This window comes from Actinomadura violacea, from assembly GCF_017573465.1.
Classification (GTDB): domain Bacteria; phylum Actinomycetota; class Actinomycetes; order Streptosporangiales; family Streptosporangiaceae; genus Spirillospora; species Spirillospora violacea.
In genome coordinates this window covers 1-21077 of record NZ_JAGEPF010000038.1, presented here as the reverse complement: position 1 = coordinate 21077, position 21077 = coordinate 1, and the positions used below count along the sequence as shown (strand labels likewise).

Genomic DNA, 21077 nt, shown 5'->3' with positions numbered 1-21077 from the left:
CGGCGGGTCCGCCTGACGGGCCGGGGCGATCGGGTGACGATGCTGCGATGACGGAGCGCCGCGAGGAGGCGTCCGGCGGGCCGCCGCCGGAGGTGACGGCGTGGGCCCGCAGCGTGCAGACGCCGCTGCGCGAGTTCCTGCGCACCGAGACCGGCGGCGCCGTCGTGCTGCTCGCCGCGACGATCGCGGCGCTCGTCTGGGCCAACACCTCCCTGTCGTCCTACGACGCGTTCTGGGGGACGGAGGCGTCGCTGCGCGCCGGCCGCCACGTCCTGGCGATGGACCTGCGGGGGTGGGTCAACAGCGGGCTGATGACGCTGTTCTTCTTCATCGTCGGGCTGGAGGCGCGCCGCGAGTTCGACATGGGCGAGTTGCGCGAGCGCAGCCGGCTCGCGCTGCCGCTCGCCGCCGGGATCGGCGGCATGGTCGTCCCGGTGGCGATCTATCTGGCGGTGAACGCGGGCGGGCCCGCGATGCACGGCTGGGGCACCGCGATGTCGACCGACACGGCGTTCGCGCTCGGCGTGCTGACGCTCGTCGGCAAGCGGTTCCCGGGCCGGCTGCACGCCTACCTGCTCACCGTCACCGTGGTCGACGACCTGGTCGCGCTGCTGGTGATCGCGACCGTGTACAGCAAGGACGTCTCGGCCGGGCCGCTCCTGGTCGCCGTCGGCCTCCTCGGCGTGACGCTGCTGGTCCGCGCGGCGGGCGTCTCCCTCGTCCCGGTGTACGCGGCGCTCGGCACGGCGGCGTGGGTGGCGCTGGACGCCTCCGGCGTCGAGCCGGTCGTCATCGGCCTGGCCATGGGGCTGCTGACCTACGCCTACCCGGCCGCCCGCACCGACCTGGAACGCGCCAGCGAGGTGTTCCGGCTGTTCCGCGAGCAGCCGACGCCGGAGCTGGCCCGGTCGGCGCGGGTCGGCGTCGCGGCGGCGATCTCGCCGAACGAGCGGCTGCAGCAGCTGTACCACCCGTGGACGAGCTACGTGGTCGTCCCGCTGTTCGCGCTGGCCAACGCGGGCATCCCGGTCAGCGCCGGGTTCCTGCGGCACGCGTTCGCCTCGCCGGTGACCCTCGGCATCGTGATCGGCTACGTCGCCGGCAAGCCGGTCGGCATCCTCGGGCTGTCGTGGCTGGTGACGGTGGTGAGCCGGGGCCGGCTGCGGCCGCCGGTCGGGTGGGCGGCGGTCGCGGGCGGCGGCGCCATCGCCGGGATCGGCTTCACCGCGGCGCTGCTGATCGCGACGCTGGCGTTCACCGGCGACCGGCTCGCCGAGGCCAAGGTCGGCATCCTGTCCGCGGCGCTGCTGGCCTCGGTGCTGACCTGGCTGGTCGTCCGGGTGACGGCGCTGCTGCCGGCGCGGCCGCGGGTGGTGGCGCTGCTCGGCACCGCGCAGAGCGTGATCGACCTGGCCGCGCCGGTCGACGCGGAGCGCGACCACGTCCGCGGCCCGGAGCGCGCGCCGGTCACCGTGGTCGAGTACGGCGACTTCGAGTGCCCGTACTGCGGGCAGGCCGAGCCGGTGATCCGCGAGCTGCTCGCCGGGCAGGGCGACGTCCGGTACGTGTGGCGGCACCTGCCGCTCACCGACGTCCACCCGCAGGCGCGGCTCGCGGCGCAGGCCGCCGAGGCCGCCGCCGAGCAGGACGCGTTCTGGGACATGCACGACCTGCTGTTCCGGCACCAGGACGCGCTGCAGCCCAAGGACCTCGTCCGCTACGCGGGCGACCTCGGCCTGGACGTGCCGCGGTTCCGCGACGATCTGCGCCGCTCCGCGGGCTCGGCCCGGATCGCCGAGGACGTCGACTCCGCCGACCTCAGCGGCGTGTCCGGCACCCCGACCTTCTTCGTCAACGGGCGCCGGCACCAGGGCGCCTACGACCTGGAGAGCCTCCAGTACGCGGTCCGCATCGCCCGCAAACGCGCCGCCATCGACGCCCCGCCCCGTTGACTTGCGGCGTGTCGGCCTTATGGGAGCGCTCCAGAGGCCGACACGCCGCAAGTCGACGAGGAGGCGTCAGGAGTCGCGGACGAAGGCGATGTCGAGCGGGCTCGCGCCGAGCGTCGCGCTCGGCGAGCCGCCGCGGATCGTCGTGGCGACCTCGTCGGAGGAGGTGTCGATGACCGAGACGGTGCCCGTCATGCCGTTGCCGGCCCACACCTCCGAGCCGTCGGGCGTCGCCGCGACGGACGCGGGACGCCGGCCCACCGGCACGTCCGCGAGGTGCCGGCGGCCGGACGCGTCGTAGACGCCGGCCGAGTCGGAGTTCATGTCCGCGACGTAGACCTTCCGGCCGTCCGGGGTGGCGGTGACCGCCCACGGCTCCGCGCCCGCCTTCACCTGGCGGGTCACCGTGCGGCTCGCCGCGTCCACCACGAACAGCAGGTCCGCGTCGGGCTGCGTCGCGTACACGCGGGACCCGTCGGGGGCGACGGCGAGGCCCTGCGCGTCCGGGATCCCGGGGACCGTGCCCGCCACCTCGCCGTTGGCGGTGTCGAGGACGGTGAGGCCGCGCGCCGTCGTGACGTAGGCGGACCTGCCGTCCGGCGCGAACGCGATCCTGCGCGGCGCCGCGCCGACGTCGATGCGGCGCGCGACGGTGTCGGTGCGGGTGTCGATGACCGCGACCTCGCTGGACCCGCCGGCGCCGGTGTCGCCGCCGGTGACGGCCGCGTACGCCTGCGCGCCGTCCGGCGAGACGGCGACGTCCTGCGGGTGGGCGCCGACCGTGATCGGCGTCGCCCGCAGCGTCGCCGCGTCCACCGCGATCACCTGGTACTGGCCGGTGGCCGCGACGTACACCTTCCGCGCGTCCGGGGTGACGGCGACGCCCTCGGCGGTGTCGGCGCGGATCGCGGTCGAGGTCACGGTGTGGGTGGCGACGTCCACGCGGGCGACCCGGCCGCTGCCGGCCAGCGCGATGTAGGCGGTGCCGCCGGCCTTCGCGGGCTGGCTGCGCCCCCACGGCGACGGCACGGGCGGAGCGGACGGGCGGGCCGGAAGCGGCGGCACGGGCGGGACGAACGGCACCCAGGACGGCGCGCCCGGCTGCACGCCCTGCTCGTCGGACGCCCCGGCGTCCGGGCCCGGGCCGGGCGGCGCGTACACGGCGGCGTGCGGCGCGTACACGGCGGCGTGCGCGGCGGCGTGCGGAGCCGCCAGCGCGGTACCCGCGGCGGCGGTGAGGCCGAGTCGTCGCAGTCTTCGCACCATGTCGGTCTCCTGTCGCTGTCGGCGCGGATCAGCGCCGCGGGCGGGGCCGCGGGCCGTGCTCCTGGACGGGCGGGGTCTGGTCCGCGCCGGGCAGCGCGGGCGCGGGGAGGGACGTGACGCCGGTGACCGCGTCGGCGAGGGGCTTCTTGGTGCCGGGCAGCGCCGGGAACGCGTCCTGCCCGCCGGAGCGGCCCCCGAAGTCGAACGCCGACGTCAGGTCGCCGAACGCGGCGCGGCGCCAGTCGCTGATGTTCGGGATCTCCACGCCGGTGAGCCGCTCGAGGAAGCGCAGCGTCGAGGTGTGGTCGAACGGCTCACTGGCGATCCACCCGCCGCGCGTCCACGGCGACACGATGACGCACGGGACGCGGAACCCGGCGCCGATCGGCACGCCGCCGACGAACTCGCCGTCGGTGCCGGACGGCGGCGTCGGCGGCGGGACGTGGTCGAACAGCCCGTCGTTCTCGTCATAGTTCAGGATGAAGACGGTCTTCGCCCACACGTCCGGGTTCGACGCGATCGCGTCGATCTTGCTCGCGACGTAGTCGGCGCCCGCCGCGGGCGTGTAGTCGGGATGCTCGGACTGGTAGCTGGTCGGGATGATCCACGACACCGTCGGCAGCCGGTCGTGCGCCGCGTCGTACTCGAACCGGCCCGCCGAGTACGTCCGCATCCCGTTCCGGTAGAGCGGCGAGCTCGTCGGCGCGTCCTGGTAGGCGGCGAACGGCTCCAGGATGTTGCAGCCGTAGTTGTCGGCCTCCTGGTACACCCTCCAGCTCACGCCCGCGTCGGTCAGCGCCTCGGGGTAGGTGTCCCACGTGTAGGGCTCCGGGTCGACGTTGCCGGTGATGGGGCCGCCGTCGTCGCCGTCCGGGTCGATGCTCGCGCTCATCAGGTAGAGCCGGTTCGGCCACGTCGGGCCGAGCACCGAGCAGTGGTACCGGTCGCAGACGGTGAACTGCTCGGCCAGCGCGTAGTGGAACGGGATGTCCTCGCGCGTGTAGTAGCCCATGACGTAGGGGGCGTTGTCCCCGTCGGCGGCGCGGTGCGCGGCCAGCCAGCCGTCCATCCTCCCGTTGTTCCAGGCCGCGTGCTGGACGCTCCACGCGTGGCTGGTGGACGGGATCGCCTGCGCGCTGCTCTTCGCCGTGTCGAGGTGGAACGGCAGCACGTAGCCGGCCTCGTTGACGTCGTCGGGCTGGTAGAACACCGGCCGGCCGGTGCCCAGCGTGATCGCGTTCGGGTCGGAGAAGCCGGCGACGCCGGGCAGCGTCCCGAAGTAGTGGTCGAAGCTCCGGTTCTCCTGCATGAGGATCACGACGTGCTCGACGTCCTTGAGCCGCCCGGGGCCGCGCGCCGGCTCGGCGGCCAGCGCGCGGCGCACGTTCGGCGGCAGGAACTCGGCGGCGAACGCCGCGGCGGTCGCGGCGCCCGCCGCCGACAGCAGCCGCCGCCGCGTCAGCGGCGCGCCCCGCGCCGCCGGGCGCCGGGCGCCCCGCCGCTCGCCTTTCAAGATCACTTCGCGAGCGTAACCCGCGTGACCTGGGCGCCCGCGGATCCGCGCGGCCCTCGGCGAGCCGCCGGCCCGGGCGCCCGGCGTTCAGCGTTCAGCGGGCGTAGACGTCCAGCGTCCATCTCCCGGCCGGCTTCGCGCCCCTCATCTGCCTCGCCAGGGCCGCGCCGTCCGTGTTGTTCACCGCGCCCGCCTCCGCAGGCAGCACGGCGATGCCGATCGCGTCCGTCACGTACGCCGCGTCCTGGTCCCAGGTGACGCCCTGGGACTCGCCGACCTCGCAGTCGACGACCTTCGCCCGTCCGCCGATCCGGACCACGGCGGTCGCCGCGCCGTCCAGGCACGTCACCCGCAGCCGCAGCGCCTTGCCCCGCTCCTTGAGTGGCACCGGGCGGTCGCGGCCGTCGGCGATGCCCGTCGCGTGGCCCAGCTGCTTCAGCCCCGACAGAGGCGGCTGCTCCGGCTCGGTCCTCATCCGCCTCATCACCTGGCACTCGTTGACGCACGGCCCGCTGTACACCCGGAGGCTCCAGGCGCCGGACATCGTGCCGTGCGCGGACAGGTACCGCTCAAGGGAGCCCTTCGTGACCCGGTCGCCCAGAGCCTGCGCGGCGGCCGCCGGCAGCACGGTCGTCTCGAGGGTGACCGGGACGCCCGGCGTGGTGGTCAGGTACCCCTCGGAACCGCAGCCGCCGCTCCCCGGGCCCTGGGGCGCGATGTCGTACCACGTGGCGTCACGGTCGCAGCGGGCCGTGTACATGGTGAAGACGCCGGTCGGGGTGAAGGTGACGCGCGCGATCGGTCCGAACTCGGAGAACCGCACCTCCTTCAACGGCTTCAGCCCCTCCACCGAGCGGCTCTTCGGGAAGGCGTCGTTGGTGACGCCCGCCATCGTCGGCGCCAGCACCTCCCGCTTCTGCGCGCCGGAGCCGTCCTGCCCCTGGACGACCCCGAAGGCCGTCCCGGCGGCCAGCACCACGCCGAAGGCCGCGGCCGCGGCGCGCAGCCGGTTGCCGCGCCGGACGCGGCGCCGGACGGTGGCCAGCAGATCCGGGGAGGGGACGCCGCGCTCGGTCTCGGCCTCCATGACCTCCGTGAGGTCCTTCAGGTCGTACGCCATGGTCACTCCCCTCCCTGCGGTGCGGCGGCCAGCACGCCGGGATCGATCCGGAGCTTGGCGAGGGCCTTGCTGGTCTGGCTCTTCACCGTCCCGACCGAGCAGCCGAGGATCGCGGCGACCTGCGGCTCGGACAGGTCCTCGAAGAAGCGCAGCACCACGGTGGCGCGCTGGCGCTGCGGGAGCCGGCCGAGCGCGTCCCACAGCACGGCCTTGTCCTCGGCGGCGCGGATGCCGTCGGCCGGGTCGGGCCCGTCCGGCGGCCGCTCGGTGGGCCGCTCGCCGCGCCAGCGGCGCTTCGCCCACGACGCGTGCGTGTTGACGAGGATCCGGTACACGTACGGGTCGGGGTTGTCGCCGACCCGCCGCCACGCCCGCCACGCCTTGACCAGCGCGGTCTGCAGCAGGTCCTCGGCCTGCGCCCAGTCGCGGCACAGCAGGTACGCCGTTCTGAGCAGCCGCGGCGACCGCTCCGTCACGTACGCCGCGTAGTCCGGTCGCTCCGGCATCCGACCTCCCAGTAGATCTTCCGCCGACATCTACCGGCCGGCCGGCCGCGATGGTTGCCCGGCCGGGCCATGATCTTTTCTCGGTTAGGGTCGTGGCAGGTCGAGCGCGTGCGAGCAGGCCGGCCGCCGTGCGAGGAACAGGAGCGACGATGTCCTACCCCGAGCCCCGCTACTTCGCCGACGCCGGCGAGAACAGCGCGACGCTGCGGCCCGGCGACGCCCCGCCCGACCTGCGCATGGGGCCGCTCGACGCGCAGGGCGTCCCCACCGGGACACAGGTCCACTACCTCGGCACCGGCGGCTCCACCAACGGGGCGTTCGGGCTGTACCGGTGGGAGATGGGCCCGCGGCCGTCCGGCCCGGACCCGCACTTCCACCGCACGATGACCGAGTCGTTCTACATCCTGTCCGGGACGGTCCGGCTGCATGACGGGACGGGCTGGCGGGACACCTCGCCGGGCGACTTCCTGTTCGTCCCCGAAGGCGGCGTGCACGGCTTCCGCAACGAGTCGGGCGAGCCCGCGTCGATGCTGCTGCTGTTCACGCCGGGCGCGCCGCGCGAGGGGTACTTCGAGGAACTCGCCGAGATCGCCGCCACCGGCCGCCGGCTCAGCGACGAGGAGTGGACGGAGCTCTACCACCGCCACGACCAGTACATGGTCTAGCGGGACGGCTTCACTTCCCGCTCTTGGCCCGCGCCTTGGCCTTTCCGCTCTTCTTCTTCGGCGCGGCCTCGGCCGCCGCGGCCTTCTTGCCCTTCTTCGGGGCCTTCACCGCCGTCTCCTTCGCTACCGCCTTCTTCGCCGCCTCCTTCTTGGCGGCGGCCTTCTTGCCCTTCTTCGGCTTCTTGGGCCGGGCGGGGGCGTCCTCGACCGCCGGCGCGGCCTCGACCGGGGCCGCGGCCTCGGCGGGGGTGGCGGACTCGGCGGCGGTGGTCCCGGCGACGCGGTTGCGGAACGTCTGGCCGAACCGGAACGTCGGGACGAGCGCGGCGGGCACCTCGACGGGCGCGCCGGTGCGCGGGTTGCGGGCGCTGCGGGCCGCGCGGGAGGACCGGTCGAACGCGCCGAAGCCGGTGACGACGACGCGCTCCCCGGCGGACACCGCGTCCATGACCGCCTCGAACACGGCGTCGACGTGCCGGCGCGCGACCGCCTCGTCGCCGTCCGCCCGCTCCGCCACGGCCTTGACCAACTCGCTGCGATTCATGCGCCCTGCCTCCATTGCGGCGTTTCGTGCGCTCAGGCTAGCCCAGCGTGATGGCTGAAATCCCTGGATACGGCCGGATTCCGTGCTGGACGGCGGGCCGGATGCGGCGGCGCGTCACGGTTGGTAGCGGTACCCCATGCCGGGCTCGGTGAGCAGATGCCGGGGACGGGTCGGATCGGGCTCCAGCTTGCGGCGCAGCTGCGCCATGTACTGCCGCAGGTAGTGCGTCTCGCGGGTGTACGACGGGCCCCACACCTCGGTGAGCAGCTGGCCCTGGCTGATGAGCTTGCCGGGGTTGCGCAGCAGGATCTCCAGCAGGTGCCATTCGGTCGGGGTGAGGCGGACCGGGGTGCCGTCCGCCGCGGTGATGGTCTTGGCGGCGAGGTCGACGGTGTGCGCGCCGACGGCGGCGGTGGGCGCGTCCTCGCCGGGCGCGGCGCGGCGGCCGACGGCGCGGATCCGGGCGATCAGCTCCTCGATGGTGAACGGCTTGGTGACGTAGTCGTCGGCGCCCGCCTCCAGGGCCTCCACCTTGTCCTGGCTGCCGGCGCGCCCGGACAGCACGATGATCGGGGTGCGGGTCCAGCCGCGCAGCCCGTGGATCACCTCCAGTCCCTCGATGTCGGGGAGCCCGAGGTCCAGGACGATCAGGTCGGGATGCCAGTCGCCGGCGCGGCGCAGCGCGGTGGTGCCGTCCGCGGCGGTCTCCACCTCGTAGTGCCGGGCGCGCAGGTTGATGCGCAGCGCCCGCAGGATCTGCGGCTCGTCGTCGACCACCAGCACGCGCGTCATGGCGCTCCCTTCCGTCCGGCGGGCAGCACGACGATCATCGTCAGGCCGCCGCCGGGGGTGTCCTCGGGGATCAGCTCCCCGCCCATCGCCTCGGTCAGGCCCCGCGCGAGGGCGAGGCCGAGCCCCACGCCGGTGTGGTTGTCGCGGTCGTCGAGCCGCTGGAACGGCTGGAAGACGCGGTCGCGGTCGGCGGCGGGGATGCCGGGGCCGCGGTCGGCGATGCGCAGCTCGACCCGGTCGCGCAGCGCGCCCGCCGTGATCAGGACGGGCGGGCCCGGCGGGTTGTAGCGCAGCGCGTTGGAGATCAGGTTGACGAGCACCCGCTCCAGCAGCGCCGGGTCCGCCTCGATCTCCGGCAGGTCGCCGGGGATCGCGACGCTGACGTGCCGGGCGGCGGCGCCGATCTCGTCCAGGGCGCGCGGGACGACCTCGTCGAGCGCGAGCGGGCGGGCGGCCATGCCGAGCACGCCCGCCTGCAGCCGGCTCATGTCGAGCAGGTTGGCGACGAGCCGGTCGAGCCGGTCGAGGGACTCCCCCGCGGTGTCGGCGAGCTCGGCGCGCTCCCCGGCCGTCCAGTCGATCTCGGTGTTGCGCAGGCTCTCGACGGCGGCCTTGGCGGACGACAGCGGGGTGCGCAGGTCGTGGCTGACGGCGCTGAGCAGCGCGGTGCGCATCCGGTCGACGGCCTCCAGCGGGCGGGCCCGCTCGGCCTCGGCCTCCAGCCGGCGGCGCCGCAGCGCGGCGGCGGCCTGCGCGGCGAACGCCTCGAGGATCCGCCGGTCCCCGGCGGGCAGCGGGCGGCCGCGCAGCGCGAGCGCGAGGTCGTCGCCGACGGGGATCTCGGTGTCGCCCTCCTCGGGGACGGTGCAGGGCCGCCCGCCGACGGTCGTGACGACCTGCCAGCGCGGCGGGTCGCCGCCGCGTCCGGCGGTGCGCTCCAGCAGGGTCACCGAGTCGAGGCCGAACGTCTCGCGGAGCCGGCCGAGCAGCGCGTCGAGGGCGCGCTCGCCGCGCAGCACGTTGCCGGCGAGGGTGGACAGCACCTCGGCGTCGGCGCCGAACCGGGCGGCCTCCCGCGAGCGCCGCGCGGCGAGGTCGACGACCCCGCTGACACCGGCCGCGACCAGCAGGAACACCGCGAGCGCGATGAGGTTCTCGTGCTGGGCGATGGTGAGGGTGTGCAGCGGCGGCGCGAAGAAGAAGTTGAGCAGCAGCGAGCCCGCGACGGCGGCGAGCAGCGCGGGCCACAGCCCGCCGGCGAGCGCGACCGCGACGACCGTCGCGAGGAAGAACATGATCTGCGTGGGCAGGGAGAACGAGCCGCGCAGCTCGGTGAGCACGAAGGTGAGCAGCGGCAGCCCGAACACGGCGAGCGCGTACCCGGCGAGGCGGCGCCGCAGCGGCAGGTTCGGGCCGCCGTCCTTCGGGCGGCGCAGGCTGCGGTGCGCGTGCTCGTGGGTGACCATGTGCACGTCGATCGGCCCGGACAGCGCGGTCGTGGTGACGCCGACGCCGGGCAGCAGCGCCCGCGACAGCCGGCTGCGCCGCGACACGCCCATGACCAGCTGCGTCGCGTTCACCGCGGTCGCGAACTCCAGGAGCGCGCGCGGCACGTCGTCGCCGACGACCTGGTGGTAGGTGCCGCCGAGGCCCTCGACGAGGTTGCGCTGGCGGGCGAGCAGCGCCGGTCCGGCGCCGGCGAGGCCGTCGCCGCGGGTGACGTGCACGGCCAGCAGGTCGGTGCCCTTGGTGCGGTCGGCGATCCGGGCGGCGCGGCGGATGAGGGTGTCGCCCTCCGGGCCGCCGGTGAGCGCGACGACGACGCGCTCGCGCGCCTCCCACGTCCGGGCGATGCCGTGGTCGGCGCGGTACCGGTCGAGCTGCTCGTCGACCTTGCCCGCCAGCCACAGCAGCGCCAGCTCGCGCAGCGCGGTGAGGTTCCCGACGCGGAAGTAGTTCGACAGCGCCGCGTCGACCTTCTCCGGCGCGTAGACGTTGCCGTGCGCCATCCGGCGGCGCAGCGCCTCCGGCGCCATGTCGACCAGCTCGACCTGGTCGGCGCGGCGGACCACCTCGTCCGGCAGCGTCTCGCGCTGCGCGATCCCGGTGATCTCCTCCACGACGTCGTTGACCGACTCCAGGTGCTGGACGTTGACGGTGGAGATCACGTCGATGCCGGCGTCGAGGATCCGCTGGACGTCCTGCCAGCGCTTGGCGTCGCGGCTGCCCGGGACGTTGGTGTGCGCCAGCTCGTCGACCAGCGCGACCGCGGGCGCCCGGTCGATGACGGCCTGCGCGTCCAGCTCGGTGAAGGACGCGCCGCGGTGGGTCAGGGTGCGGCGCGGGACGACCTCCAGGCCGTCCAGGAGCGCGGCGGTGCGCGGCCGCCCGTGCGTCTCGACGTAGCCGACGACGACGTCGGTGCCGCGCTCCAGCCGGCGCCGGCCCTCGCAGAGCATCGCGTAGGTCTTGCCCACGCCGGGGGCGGCCCCGAGGTAGACGCGGAGCTGCCCCCTGGCCATGGCGTCGTCTCCCCTCTCAGCCCCGGAACGGGGCGGCCTTATCGAGCGCGATGTTGAGCTTCAGGACGTTGACCACCGGGTCCCCCATGAACCCGGCGGCGCGCCCGGTGGTGTTCGCGCGGATCAGCCGTTCCACCTGCGCGGCGGGCAGGCCGCGCTCGCGGGCGATGCGCGGGGCCTGCAACCGCGCGTAGGCGGGCGAGATGTCCGGGTCCAGTCCGCTGCCACTGGCGGTGACGGCGTCGGACGGGACGGCCGGCCGCGCGGGGGCGTCCCCCCGCACGGGCACGATCACGCCGTCGCGGTAATCCTGTCCACCGGCGGCGCATTCGACCCTGGCACCACGGTATTCGGACCGGAACGGCGCCGCCGGGCAGGGCTCGTTGACGCTGATCACACGGGTCGGGTGGACGACGGTCCCGGCGGTGTCGCGGGGGCCGAAGACCGCGAGCACGGCGCCCGCGCCGCCGGGCGTGCAGTAGGGGCGGCGGCCGTCCACGCCTTCGAGTTCGCCGACGGCCTTGCTCCGCGCGCACACCTGGGACAGCAGGCTCGGGCCGTCCTTGGTATCGACGACGTTCTCCGGGCCGAGGTTGCTCGCGCCGGACGAGGCCGGGTCGTAGCCGTCGCCCGCCGCGGACGGGCGGCTCTGGAAGTACTGCTTCAGCGGCCGTCCCTGCGCGTCGGTGAACGACTGCCCGATCAGCGCGCTGCCGGCCCGGCGGCCGTCCGCGCTGACGTAGGAGCCGTCGGCCTTGGCCTTCAGGCCGGGCAGCTGCGCGACCGCGGTGACGGCCAGCGGGTACAGGACGCCGCAGACGGCGGTGAGGACGAGGAGGGCCCGCAGCGCGGCGGCGTGCCGGCGCAGCAGGTTCTGGAACATGCCCATCAGGAGATCCCCGGAACGAGTTGGACGAGCAGGTCGACGGCCTTGATCCCGGCGAACGGGGCCAGGACGCCGCCGAGCCCGTAGACGAGCAGGTTGCGGTTGAGGAGCTTGGACGCCGAGCCGGGCCGGTACCGGACGCCGCGCAGGGCGAGGGGGATCAGCGCGACGATCACCAGCGCGTTGAACACGACGGCGGACAGGATCGCCGACTGCGGGCTGTGCAGCCGCATGACGTTGAGCGCGTCCAGGCCGGGGTAGAGCCCGGCGAACAGCGCCGGGATGATCGCGAAGTACTTGGCGATGTCGTTGGAGATCGAGAAGGTCGTCAGCGCGCCGCGGGTGATGAGCAGCTGCTTGCCGATCTCCACGATCTCGATGAGCTTGGTCGGGTCGGAGTCCAGGTCGACCATGTTCCCGGCCTCCTTGGCGGCCGAGGTGCCGGTGTTCATCGCGACGCCGACGTCGGCCTGCGCGAGCGCGGGCGCGTCGTTGGTACCGTCGCCGGTCATCGCGACCATCCGGCCGCCGGCCTGCTCCCGCCTGATCAGGGCCATCTTGTCCTCCGGCTTGGCCTCGGCGAGGAAGTCGTCCACCCCGGCCTCGTCGGCGATGGCCTTGGCCGTCAGCGGGTTGTCGCCGGTGACCATGACCGTGCGGATGCCCATGGCGCGCATCCGGTCGAACCGCTCGCGCATGCCCTGCTTGACGACGTCCTTGAGGTGGACGACGCCGAGCACGCGCGCCTTGCCGCCCCGTTCGGACTCGCCGACGACGAGCGGGGTGCCGCCCGCCGCGGAGATGCCGTCGACGACGCCGCCCAGCTCGGGCGGGACGGTGCCGCCGTGCTCGCGGATCCACGCGGACACCGCGCTCGCCGCGCCCTTGCGGAGCCGCCGCCCGCCGACGTCCACGCCGGACATCCGGGTCTGCGCGGCGAACGGGATCCACTCGGCGTGCGCTGGCTCCCCCGGGTGCCGCTCGCGCAGCCCGTAGGCGGTCTTGGCGTGCACGACGACCGAGCGGCCCTCCGGCGTCTCGTCCGCCAGGCTCGACAGCTGCGCCGCGTCGGCCAGCTCGGCGGCGGTCACACCGCCGACGGGGATGAACTCCGACGCCTGCCGGTCGCCGAGGGTGATCGTGCCGGTCTTGTCGAGCAGCAGCGTGTTGACGTCGCCGGCGGCCTCGACGGCGCGTCCGGACATGGCGAGGACATTGCGCCGCACCAGCCGGTCCATGCCCGCGATGCCGATCGCCGACAGCAGCGCCCCGATCGTGGTCGGGATCAGGCAGACCAGCAGCGACACCAGCACGATCCCGGTGACGCCGTGCGGGCCGAGGGCGGCGCCGGCGGACGAGCCGGGGTGCTGCGCCCACGCGAAGATCGCGAAGGGTTGGAGCGTCGCGGTGGCGATGAGGAACGCGATGGTCAGCGCCGCGAGCAGGATGTTCAGCGCGATCTCGTTCGGCGTCCTGCGCCGCGACGCGCCCTCGACGAGCGCGATCATCCGGTCCACGAACGACTCGCCGGGCCGCTGCGTGATCTTCACGACGATCCGGTCGGACAGCACCCGGGTGCCGCCGGTGACGGCGCTGCGGTCGCCGCCGGACTCGCGGATGACCGGCGCCGACTCGCCGGTGATCGCCGACTCGTCCACGCTGGCGATGCCCTCGACGACGTCACCGTCGCCGGGGACGGTCTGCCCGGCCTCCACCACGACGACGTCGCCCTGCCGCAGCTCGGTGGCCGCGACCTCCTCCTCGGTACCGGCGGAGCCGGGCCTCCAGCCGGTGAGCCGGCGGGCCGTGGTGTCCTGGCGGGTGCGGCGCAGCGAGTCGGCCTGCGCCTTGCCGCGGCCCTCGGCGACCGCCTCGGCCATGTTGGCGAACAGCACGGTCAGCCACAGCCACACCGCGGTGGCCACGGCGAACACCGAGACGTCGCGGACGGCGAGGACCGTCGTCCAGACCGCGCCGATCTCCACGATCAGCATCACGGGGTTGCGCCACATGGCCCGCGGGTCGAGCTTGCGGAACGCGTCCGGGAGCGCGGCCCGGACGGCGGGCGGCACGCTGCCGGAACGTACGGGGGCGGACATCAGCGGATCCCTTCTGCCAGCGGGCCGAGGGCCAGCGCCGGGAAGAACGTGAGCGCGACGAGGACGAGCGTCACGCCGGCGACCATGCCGACGAACTGGAGGCGGTGCGTCGGCAGCGTCCCGGCGGACACCGGGACGGGCGTCTGCCGGGCGAGCGAGCCGGCGAGGGCCAGCACCAGGACGATCGGCAGGAAGCGGCCGAGCAGCATCGCGAGCCCGAGCGCGACGTCGTAGAACGGGGTGTTCACGGTGAGGCCCGCGAACGCGGACCCGTTGTTGTTGGAGGCGGAGGTGAACGCGTACAGCACCTCGGAGAAGCCGTGCGGGCCGCCGTTCAGCATGGACGCGCGCGGCCCGGGGAACGCCATCGCGATCGCCGTCCCGGTCAGGACGAGCCCCGGGGTGACCAGGAAGTACAGCGACGCGAGCTTCATCTCCCGGGCGCCGATCTTCTTGCCGAGGTACTCCGGCGTCCGGCCGACCATCAGCCCCGCGACGAACACCGTGATGATCGCGAGGATCAGCATCCCGTAGAGGCCGGAGCCGACGCCGCCCGGCGCGACCTCGCCGAGCATCATGTTCAGCATCGCCATGCCGCCGCCGAGGCTGGTGTAGGAGTCGTGGAAGGAGTCGACGGCCCCCGTCGAGGTGAGCGTGGTGGCGGTGGCGAACATCGCCGAGTCGACGATCCCGAACCGCGCCTCGGTGCCCTCGGCCGCCGATCCGACGGCCTGCGGGACGGTGCCGTGGTGCGCGACCTGCGCGGCGGTGGTGGCGCAGATGCTCAGCACCGCGAGCACCCCCATCACCGCGACGATCGCGTAACCCTGCCGCTTCTGCCCGGCCATCCGGCCGAACGTGCGGGGCAGCGCGGACGCGATGACCACCAGCAGGAAGATCTCGATCCAGTTCGTCCAGGCGGTCGGGTTCTCGAACGGGTGGGCGGAGTTGGCGTTGTAGAAGCCGCCGCCGTTGGTGCCGAGCTCCTTGATGGCCTCCTGGGACGCGACCGGTCCGCCGGTGAGGGTCTGGGGGTGTCCCGCGAGCGTCCCGACGGTGTGCGGGCCGGCGAAGTTCTGCACGGCGCCGCCCGCGACCAGCACTACCGCCGCGACGACGGCGATCGGCAGCAGGATCCGCAGGACGCCGCGGGTCAGGTCCACCCAGAAGTTGCCGAGGTCCCCGGTGCGCTTGCGGGCGAGGCCGCGCACGAACGCCATCGCGACGGCCATCCCGACGGCCGCCGACACGAAGTTCTGCACGGCCAGGCCGGCCATCTGCACCAGGTGGCCCATCGTGGACTCGCCCGAGTACGACTGCCAGTTCGTGTTCGTCACGAAGCTGACGGCGGTGTTCCACGCGACGTGGTCCGGGACGTTCTTCATGCCGAGGCTCAGCAGCAGGTGGCTCTGCAACCGCTGCAGCCCGTAGAGCAGGAGCACCGAGACGAGGGAGAACGCCAGGACGCTGCGCGCGTAGGCGCCCCATCCCTGCTCGGCGTCGGGGTCCACGCCCATCGTCCGGTAGAGGGCCCGCTCCACCCGGCGATGCCTCGTGGACGAGTAGACGCGGTACATGTGGTCGCCCAGCGGCACGTGGACGGCGGCCAGCGCGAGCAGCAGGGAGCCGATGAACACGACCCCGGCGGTCGTGGCGCCCATCAGAACCGCTCCGGGAAGAGCAGGGCCACGACGAGGAAGACCACCAGGAGCACGGCCAGCACCAGGCCGACGGCGTTGTCGACGGTCACAGCCGCCCCACCGCCTTCGCGGCCAGGCCGAGCAGCGCGAAGACCGCGACGGTCAGCGCCACGAGCAGCAGATCAGTCATGGAGCTCAGAAAACACCCGCTACCTGGGCAAATACGGCGTCTTGACGCGTTCCCTACGCCGCCGCCGCCGATCTTCACGTGTTCCCTACGCGCCTCGCCCGCGGGCCCCGCCCGCGAGCCCCGGTGGACGGCGCGCCGGGTCCGGCCAGACCCGCCTCCGGCGGCGCCGCCGGAGGTAGGCTCGCGTCACCGAGCCGGTGACGAGGCGTGAGGGAACGGTCCATTGAGCGTGATCAACGTCGGCCAGTCGATCGTCCTCGGCATCGTCGAGGGCCTGACCGAGTTCCTCCCGGTCTCCTCGACCGGGCACCTGAAGATCGCCGAAGGGCTGATGGACGTCCCGGTGGACGACAAGGGCGTCGTCGGGTTCACCGCCGTCATCCAGGTCGGCGCCATCGCCGCCGTCCTGGTCTACTTCTTCTCCGACATCGTCCGGATCGTCGGCGCCTGGTTCAAGGGCCTGGCGAACAAGGAGGAGCGGTACCACCACGACTACAATTTCGCGTGGTGGGTCATCTTCGCGACGATCCCCGTCGTCGTCGTCGGGGTCGCCGCCAAACCGCTCATCGAGGGCCCGCTCGCGTCGCTGTGGGTGGTGGCCGGCTCGCTGATCGTCGGCAGCGTCGTGATGTGGCTCGCCGACCGGTTCGGCCGCAACAAGCGCGGCGAGGACGACACCGGCTTCTGGGACGCGATGCTCGTCGGCTCCTCGCAGATCCTCGCGCTGCTGTTCCCCGGGTTCTCCCGGTCCGGCGCGACGATCTCGACGGGGCTGCTGCTGAACCTCGACCGCCTCGCCGCCACCCGCCTGTCGTTCTTCATGGGCATCCCCGCGCTGACCGGCGCCGGCCTGTACGAGCTGCCCGGCGCGCTCGGGTCCGGCGCGGACGTGCTGCCGCTCGCGGTCGGCACGGCGGTGTCGTTCGTCGTCGCCTACGCCTCGATCGCCTGGCTGCTGCGCTACGTCGCGCGCCACACCTTCACCGCGTTCGTGGTGTACCGGGTCGCCGTCGGCCTCCTGCTGTTCGGCCTGCTCGGAGCCGGAACGCTGAACGGCTGACAGGGAGTCCGGGGGCGTCCCCGCAGATGGACGCTGAGCGGGTCGCGGCGGGGCGGCCGGTGCGGCGGGACGGGCGTGGGGCAGACTGGCACGGTCCGCACGGCCGGCTCGCGGACCGCGCGCCCGACCGTGTCCCCATCCGCATACGGAGCGTTGCGCACCCATGACAGACCAGATGCAGGCCGGGACCGTCGCGATCACCGGCCACGAGGGCGCCGAGCTCGAGGCGTACCTGGCCCGCCCGCTCGGCGACCGGCCGCGCGGCGGCGTCGTCGTGATCCACCACCTGCCCGGCTACGACGAGGGCACCAAGCAGATCACCCGCACGTTCGCCGCCCGCGGCTACGCCGCGATCCTCCCGAACCTGTACTCGCGGGAGGGCAAGGGCGTCAGCCCCGACGACCAGGCCGCCGCCGCCCGCGCCAAGGGCGGCGTCCCCGACGAGCAGCTCGTCGGCGATGTCGCGGGCGCCGCCGCGCACCTCAACTCGCTGGAGGGCGCCAACGGCAGGGTCGGCGTCATCGGGTACTGCTCGGGCGGGCGGCAGTCGTTCCTCGCCGCGGTGTCGCTGGACCTCGACGCGGCCGTCGACTGCTACGGCGCGTTCGTGGTGAAGGAGCCGCCGGCGGAGTTCCCGCTGAAGGCGGGGCCGCTGGTGTCGCGGGCCGCCGACCTGTCCTGCCCGCTGCTCGGCCTGTTCGGCGAGGACGACCAGTTCCCCGCGCCGGACGAGGTCGCCGAGCTGGACGCGGAGCTGACCAGGCTCGGCAAGGAGCACGAGTTCCACAGCTACCCGGGCGCCGGGCACGCGTTCTTCTCCGTCGAGCGCACCGCCTACCGGCCCGAGGCGGCGGTCGACGGCTGGAAGCGCATCTTCGACTTCTACGGCCGGCACCTCGCGTCCTGAAGGGAGACCCTCGCATGTGCACCTATCAGACCCACAAGGTCGAGCTGGCCGGGGCCGCCAAGGGCGCGTCCGGCTGGTTCACGCTGACGGACGGCGCGGTCTACGTCGACCACCCGTTCCACTCCACGCACGAGCACACGCTGAACATCGACTTCACGAACCCGTCCGAGGGGCCGTCCGCGCGGGTCGCGGTGGAGCTGACGGAGGAGGCGGCGCTCGCGCTCGTCGAGGCCATCCAGAAGGCCCTCGCGTCGGCGCCGCCCGGCATGGCCTCCGCCGCCGGGCCGCGCAGCGCCTGACCCTTCGCGCCGCGGCTTCCCGCCCGGGGGCGTATACCGAACGTGTACCCCGATGCGGGATGATCGCCGACCGGGTCTGTGCCCAGTGCGGGACGGGCCCGGACGCGCGACGCGGAAGGGAGCGGGATGGCGCCGCTGCTTGCGGAGGACCCCCGGCGGATCGGCGGGTACACGGTGGTCGAGCGGCTCGGCGCCGGCGGCATGGGGACGGTGTACCTCGGCCGGTCCGCGTCCGGGCTGCCGGTGGCGATCAAGGTGATCCACGCCGGCCGGTCGGGCGAGGCGGCCTTCCGGGCCCGGTTCGCCCGCGAGGTGACCGCGGCCCGCGCGGTCAGCGGCGCGTTCACCGCGCCGGTGATCGACGCGGACCCGGCGGCGGAGGACCCGTGGCTCGTCACCGCCTACCTTCCGGGGATGTCGCTGCAGCAGGCGGTCGCCGAGCACGGGCCGCTGCCGGTGCCGGCGGTGTTCGGCCTCGGCGCGAGCCTCGCCGAGGCGCTGGTGTCGGTGCACCGCGCCGGGGTCGTGCACCGCGACCTGAAGCCGGCGAACGTGATGCTGGCGCCGGACGGCCCGCGGCTGATCGACTTCGGCATCGCGCACGCGGCGGGCGAGGCGGTGGTCACCCGCACCGGGCACATGGTCGGCTCGCCCGGCTACCTGGCGCCCGAGCAGGCCGTCGGCGACGGGACGGGCCCGGCCGCGGACGTGTTCGCGCTCGGCGCCGTGCTGGCGTTCGCGGCGACGGGCGAGGGGCCGTTCGGGCGCAGCCGCGCGGAGGTGCTGATCTACCGGGTGGTGCACGACCCGCCCCGGCTGGACGCGGTGCCCGACGCCGGGCTGCGCGAGCTGGTCGCCGGCTGCCTGGCCAAGCGCCCGGAGCTGCGGCCGGCCGCGGCGGACCTGGTGCCCCGGTTCGCGGCGCGGGCGCCCGCCGTCGAGGTGCTGCAGGGCACGAGCTGGCTGCCCGCGCCGGTCGCCGACGAGATCGGCGCGGCGGAGCGGTCCCTCGCGGGGCTCGGCCGGGACCGGCGCGCGTTCCTCAAGGCGGGCGCGGCGGCGGGCGCGGTCGCGGTGCTCGCCGGCGCCGCCGCCGCCGGCACGGTGCTGGCCCGCGGGCACGGCTCCCCGAAGAAGGCCGCCGCGGGGACGTCGCCGTCCGCCGCCTCGACGCCGGCCACGCCGCCGGACGCCGTGCAGGTGTGGCAGCACGACATCGGCACCGACCCGTTCGGCGGCATCGCCGTGGCGGACGGGATGCTGCTCATCAGCGCCGACGACGGCCGGCTGATCGCACTGGACGCGCGGACCGGCAAGCAGAGGTGGCAGCACAAGAAGTCCGGGCGGGACGGCGGCGCCGCGGGCTGGCGCACGCCCGTCGCGTCCGGCGGCGTCCTGTACGTCGGGTGGCCCGACACCGATGGAACGCTCTACGCCTACGACGTGAAGACCGGCAAGGAGAGGTGGCGGACCGTCCTGCCCGGCGACCCGCGCGAACCGGGCGCCGGCGGCGGGCTGGTCGTGGTCGACGCGGGTGACCTCGTCGCGCTGCGCGCCTCGGACGGGTCCCGGCGGTGGCACCGGAACGTCGGGAACGTCCAGGACGTCACCCCGGCCGTCGCCGGCGGCGCGGTGTTCACCGCCGACGCGAGCACGGTGTACGCGCTCGACGCCGGCGACGGGCACGTCCGGTGGCGCCACCACATCGGCTCGGGCGGCGACCAGTACGCGCGGAACAGCCCCGTGGCGTCCGGCGGCATGGTGTTCTGCGGGTCGGGCGACGCGACGCTCGTCGCGCTGGACGCGGCGTCGGGCGCGGAGCGCTGGCACTTCCTCGGCGGCACCGCGGTAGGCGACCCCGCCGTCGCCGGAGGCGCGGTGTTCGTGGGGGACGGCAGCGGCAACATGAACGCGCTCGACGCGCGGACCGGCGCCACGCGCTGGCGGTTCGCGACCGGCGACGAGAACGTCGGAGAGCCGTCCGTCGACGGCGGGGTGCTCTGCTTCCTCACCAAGAACTGGGGGTTCGGGGTGGACGCCGCGTCCGGCAGGGCGCTGTGGAAGACGGCCGTCGGCAACGGCGTCCGCGCCGACGTGGCCGCGGGCGGGCTGTACCACATCGGGTTCGAGAGCGGTCAGATCATGACGCTCGCCGTGAAGGGGAAGTGAATGGATCCGCTGCGCGCGGGCGATCCGTCGCGGATCGGCGGGATCCGGCTGCTGGCCCGGCTCGGGACGGGCGGCATGGGGCAGGTGTTCCTCGGCCGGTCGGCGGCGGGACGGCCCGTCGCGGTGAAGGTGGTGCACCCCGACCTCGCCGGCGACCCGGGGTTCCGGGCGCGGTTCGCGCGGGAGGTCGCGGCGGCGCGCGCGGTCGGCGGCGCGTTCACCGCGCCGCTGATCGACGCGGACACCGGCGCGGCGCGCCCCTGGCTGGTGACGGCGTACCTGCCGGGCCGGTCGCTGCAGGAGGCGGTGGACGGGCACGGGCCGCTGCCGCCGGCGTCGGTGCGGGCGCTCGGCGCGGGCCTGGCCGAGGCGCTCGTGGCGATCCACCGGGCCGGGGTGGTGCACCGCGACCTCAAGCCGTCCAACGTGATGCTGACGCCGGACGGCGCCCGCGTCATCGACTTCGGCATCGCGCGGGCGGCGGAGGCGGCGACGGTGACCCGGACCGGCACCGCCGTCGGCTCGCCCGGCTACATGCCGCCCGAGCAGGCCGCCGGGCCGGGGGCGGGGCCCGCCGGGGACGTGTTCGCGCTCGGCGCGGTGCTGGCGTTCGCCGCGACCGGGACCGGGCCGTTCGGGCGCGGCGCGGTGCACGAGCTGGTCTACCGGGTGGTCCACGAGCCGCCGCGGCTGGACGGCGTCACCGACCCGGACCTGCACGCCGCGATCGCCGCCTGCCTGGCGAAGGACCCGGAGCTGCGGCCGTCCGCCGCGGCCGTGCTGGAGCGGCTGGCGGCGCTGGCGCCGGCCGCGCCGCACGGGGTGGCGTGGCTGCCGCCGCCGGTCGCGTCCTACATCACCCGCCCGGTCCCGATGCCGGCCGAGACCCGGGACGCGGCGGGCGGCGGGCCCGCCTCGCCGGCGCGGCGGCGCCTGCTCGCCGGCGGCGC

The 21077-nt window shown here is 74.6% G+C and carries 19 protein-coding genes; 7 read left to right on the top strand and 12 right to left on the bottom strand.

The features are described from left to right. Positions 1 to 47: 47 nt before the first annotated feature. Positions 48 to 1952, top strand: coding sequence for a Na+/H+ antiporter NhaA (nhaA, locus tag J4709_RS44940; RefSeq protein WP_208251527.1), 1905 nt, complete (start codon positions 48 to 50; stop codon positions 1950 to 1952). A 66-nt stretch (positions 1953 to 2018) separates the two neighbouring features. Here the strand turns inward: nhaA and J4709_RS44935 are convergent, their stop codons facing one another. The 4 genes from J4709_RS44935 to J4709_RS44920 all read right to left on the bottom strand — a co-directional run bounded on the left by J4709_RS44935 (position 2019) and on the right by J4709_RS44920 (position 6354). Next, positions 2019 to 3215, bottom strand: coding sequence for a YncE family protein (locus J4709_RS44935; protein ID WP_208251524.1), 1197 nt, complete (start codon positions 3213 to 3215; stop codon positions 2019 to 2021). A 28-nt stretch (positions 3216 to 3243) separates the two neighbouring features. Continuing rightward, positions 3244 to 4734 carry an alkaline phosphatase family protein gene (locus J4709_RS44930; RefSeq protein WP_307802081.1) on the bottom strand — a complete coding sequence of 497 codons (1491 nt, stop codon included), beginning with the start codon at positions 4732 to 4734 and terminating at the stop codon, positions 3244 to 3246. A gap of 88 nt (positions 4735 to 4822) precedes the next feature. Next, positions 4823 to 5848: a hypothetical protein gene (locus J4709_RS44925; RefSeq protein ID WP_208251519.1), complete on the bottom strand. Its 1026-nt coding sequence runs from the start codon at positions 5846 to 5848 to the stop codon at positions 4823 to 4825. A 2-nt stretch (positions 5849 to 5850) separates the two neighbouring features. Further along, positions 5851 to 6354 carry a SigE family RNA polymerase sigma factor gene (locus J4709_RS44920; RefSeq protein WP_208251517.1) on the bottom strand — a complete coding sequence of 168 codons (504 nt, stop codon included), beginning with the start codon at positions 6352 to 6354 and terminating at the stop codon, positions 5851 to 5853. A 149-nt stretch (positions 6355 to 6503) separates the two neighbouring features. On the opposite strand from J4709_RS44920, the gene J4709_RS44915 reads away from it, so the two are divergent. Beyond that, positions 6504 to 7019 carry a cupin domain-containing protein gene (locus J4709_RS44915; RefSeq protein WP_208251516.1) on the top strand — a complete coding sequence of 172 codons (516 nt, stop codon included), beginning with the start codon at positions 6504 to 6506 and terminating at the stop codon, positions 7017 to 7019. 10 nt (positions 7020 to 7029) lie between these two features. Here J4709_RS44915 and J4709_RS44910 read toward each other — a convergent pair whose 3' ends face one another. The 8 genes from J4709_RS44910 to J4709_RS44875 all read right to left on the bottom strand — a co-directional run bounded on the left by J4709_RS44910 (position 7030) and on the right by J4709_RS44875 (position 15770). Then, positions 7030 to 7563, bottom strand: coding sequence for an HU family DNA-binding protein (locus J4709_RS44910; protein WP_208251515.1), 534 nt, complete (start codon positions 7561 to 7563; stop codon positions 7030 to 7032). Between the two features lie 114 nt (positions 7564 to 7677). Continuing rightward, positions 7678 to 8355, bottom strand: a complete 678-nt coding sequence (locus J4709_RS44905) for a response regulator (RefSeq protein WP_208251513.1) — start codon at positions 8353 to 8355, stop codon at positions 7678 to 7680. Then, positions 8352 to 10877 carry a DUF4118 domain-containing protein gene (locus tag J4709_RS44900; protein ID WP_208251511.1) on the bottom strand — a complete coding sequence of 842 codons (2526 nt, stop codon included), beginning with the start codon at positions 10875 to 10877 and terminating at the stop codon, positions 8352 to 8354. The genes J4709_RS44905 and J4709_RS44900 overlap by 4 nt, the downstream gene beginning before the upstream one ends. Before the next feature lie 16 nt (positions 10878 to 10893). Next, complete coding sequence (locus tag J4709_RS44895; protein ID WP_208251509.1) at positions 10894 to 11766, bottom strand: potassium-transporting ATPase subunit C; 873 nt, start codon at positions 11764 to 11766, stop codon at positions 10894 to 10896. Continuing rightward, positions 11766 to 13862 (bottom strand): potassium-transporting ATPase subunit KdpB, encoded by a 2097-nt coding sequence (gene kdpB / locus J4709_RS44890; RefSeq protein WP_208251508.1) that lies wholly within the window; start codon positions 13860 to 13862, stop codon positions 11766 to 11768. The genes J4709_RS44895 and kdpB overlap by 1 nt, the downstream gene beginning before the upstream one ends. Next, positions 13862 to 15523, bottom strand: a complete 1662-nt coding sequence (gene kdpA / locus J4709_RS44885; RefSeq protein WP_208251504.1) for a potassium-transporting ATPase subunit KdpA — start codon at positions 15521 to 15523, stop codon at positions 13862 to 13864. The genes kdpB and kdpA overlap by 1 nt, the downstream gene beginning before the upstream one ends. Further along, the gene (gene kdpF / locus J4709_RS54205; protein ID WP_208251503.1) at positions 15523 to 15612 is read right to left on the bottom strand and encodes a K(+)-transporting ATPase subunit F; all 90 of its coding nucleotides are present in this window, start codon (positions 15610 to 15612) and stop codon (positions 15523 to 15525) included. Before kdpF ends, kdpA begins: the two co-directional genes overlap by 1 nt. Next, positions 15609 to 15770 (bottom strand): hypothetical protein, encoded by a 162-nt coding sequence (locus J4709_RS44875; RefSeq protein WP_208251502.1) that lies wholly within the window; start codon positions 15768 to 15770, stop codon positions 15609 to 15611. Before J4709_RS44875 ends, kdpF begins: the two co-directional genes overlap by 4 nt. Before the next feature lie 151 nt (positions 15771 to 15921). Between J4709_RS44875 and J4709_RS44870 the strand changes: the two genes are divergently transcribed. The 5 genes from J4709_RS44870 to J4709_RS44850 form a co-directional block, all read left to right on the top strand. Then, the gene (locus J4709_RS44870) at positions 15922 to 16752 is read left to right on the top strand and encodes an undecaprenyl-diphosphate phosphatase (protein ID WP_307802085.1); all 831 of its coding nucleotides are present in this window, start codon (positions 15922 to 15924) and stop codon (positions 16750 to 16752) included. A 163-nt stretch (positions 16753 to 16915) separates the two neighbouring features. Beyond that, positions 16916 to 17659 (top strand): dienelactone hydrolase family protein, encoded by a 744-nt coding sequence (locus J4709_RS44865; protein WP_208251499.1) that lies wholly within the window; start codon positions 16916 to 16918, stop codon positions 17657 to 17659. 14 nt (positions 17660 to 17673) lie between these two features. After that, entirely contained in the window at positions 17674 to 17958 is a 285-nt protein-coding gene (locus tag J4709_RS44860; protein WP_208251498.1) for a DUF6295 family protein, read from the top strand. A 126-nt stretch (positions 17959 to 18084) separates the two neighbouring features. Next, positions 18085 to 20127 carry a serine/threonine-protein kinase gene (locus tag J4709_RS44855; protein ID WP_208251497.1) on the top strand — a complete coding sequence of 681 codons (2043 nt, stop codon included), beginning with the start codon at positions 18085 to 18087 and terminating at the stop codon, positions 20125 to 20127. Continuing rightward, on the top strand, positions 20128 to 21077 hold a 950-nt coding region (locus J4709_RS44850; RefSeq protein WP_208251496.1), incomplete at its 3' end, for a serine/threonine-protein kinase.

Excerpts from the sequence above, each read along its gene's own strand:
- J4709_RS44895 (WP_208251509.1), bottom strand. The coding sequence starts at position 11,766 with ATGGGCATGTTCCAGAACCTGCTGCGCCGGCACGCCGCCGCGCTGCGG.
- J4709_RS44855 (WP_208251497.1), top strand. The coding sequence starts at position 18,085 with ATGGCGCCGCTGCTTGCGGAGGACCCCCGGCGGATCGGCGGGTACACG.
- J4709_RS44905 (WP_208251513.1), bottom strand. The coding sequence starts at position 8,355 with ATGACGCGCGTGCTGGTGGTCGACGACGAGCCGCAGATCCTGCGGGCG.
- nhaA (WP_208251527.1), top strand. The coding sequence starts at position 48 with ATGACGGAGCGCCGCGAGGAGGCGTCCGGCGGGCCGCCGCCGGAGGTG.
- kdpA (WP_208251504.1), bottom strand. The coding sequence starts at position 15,523 with ATGGGCGCCACGACCGCCGGGGTCGTGTTCATCGGCTCCCTGCTGCTC.
- J4709_RS44860 (WP_208251498.1), top strand. The coding sequence starts at position 17,674 with ATGTGCACCTATCAGACCCACAAGGTCGAGCTGGCCGGGGCCGCCAAG.
- J4709_RS44915 (WP_208251516.1), top strand. The coding sequence starts at position 6,504 with ATGTCCTACCCCGAGCCCCGCTACTTCGCCGACGCCGGCGAGAACAGC.
- J4709_RS44910 (WP_208251515.1), bottom strand. The coding sequence starts at position 7,563 with ATGAATCGCAGCGAGTTGGTCAAGGCCGTGGCGGAGCGGGCGGACGGC.
- J4709_RS44935 (WP_208251524.1), bottom strand. The coding sequence starts at position 3,215 with ATGGTGCGAAGACTGCGACGACTCGGCCTCACCGCCGCCGCGGGTACC.
- J4709_RS44865 (WP_208251499.1), top strand. The coding sequence starts at position 16,916 with ATGACAGACCAGATGCAGGCCGGGACCGTCGCGATCACCGGCCACGAG.
- kdpB (WP_208251508.1), bottom strand. The coding sequence starts at position 13,862 with ATGTCCGCCCCCGTACGTTCCGGCAGCGTGCCGCCCGCCGTCCGGGCC.
- J4709_RS44920 (WP_208251517.1), bottom strand. The coding sequence starts at position 6,354 with ATGCCGGAGCGACCGGACTACGCGGCGTACGTGACGGAGCGGTCGCCG.
- J4709_RS44925 (WP_208251519.1), bottom strand. The coding sequence starts at position 5,848 with ATGGCGTACGACCTGAAGGACCTCACGGAGGTCATGGAGGCCGAGACC.
- J4709_RS44900 (WP_208251511.1), bottom strand. The coding sequence starts at position 10,877 with ATGGCCAGGGGGCAGCTCCGCGTCTACCTCGGGGCCGCCCCCGGCGTG.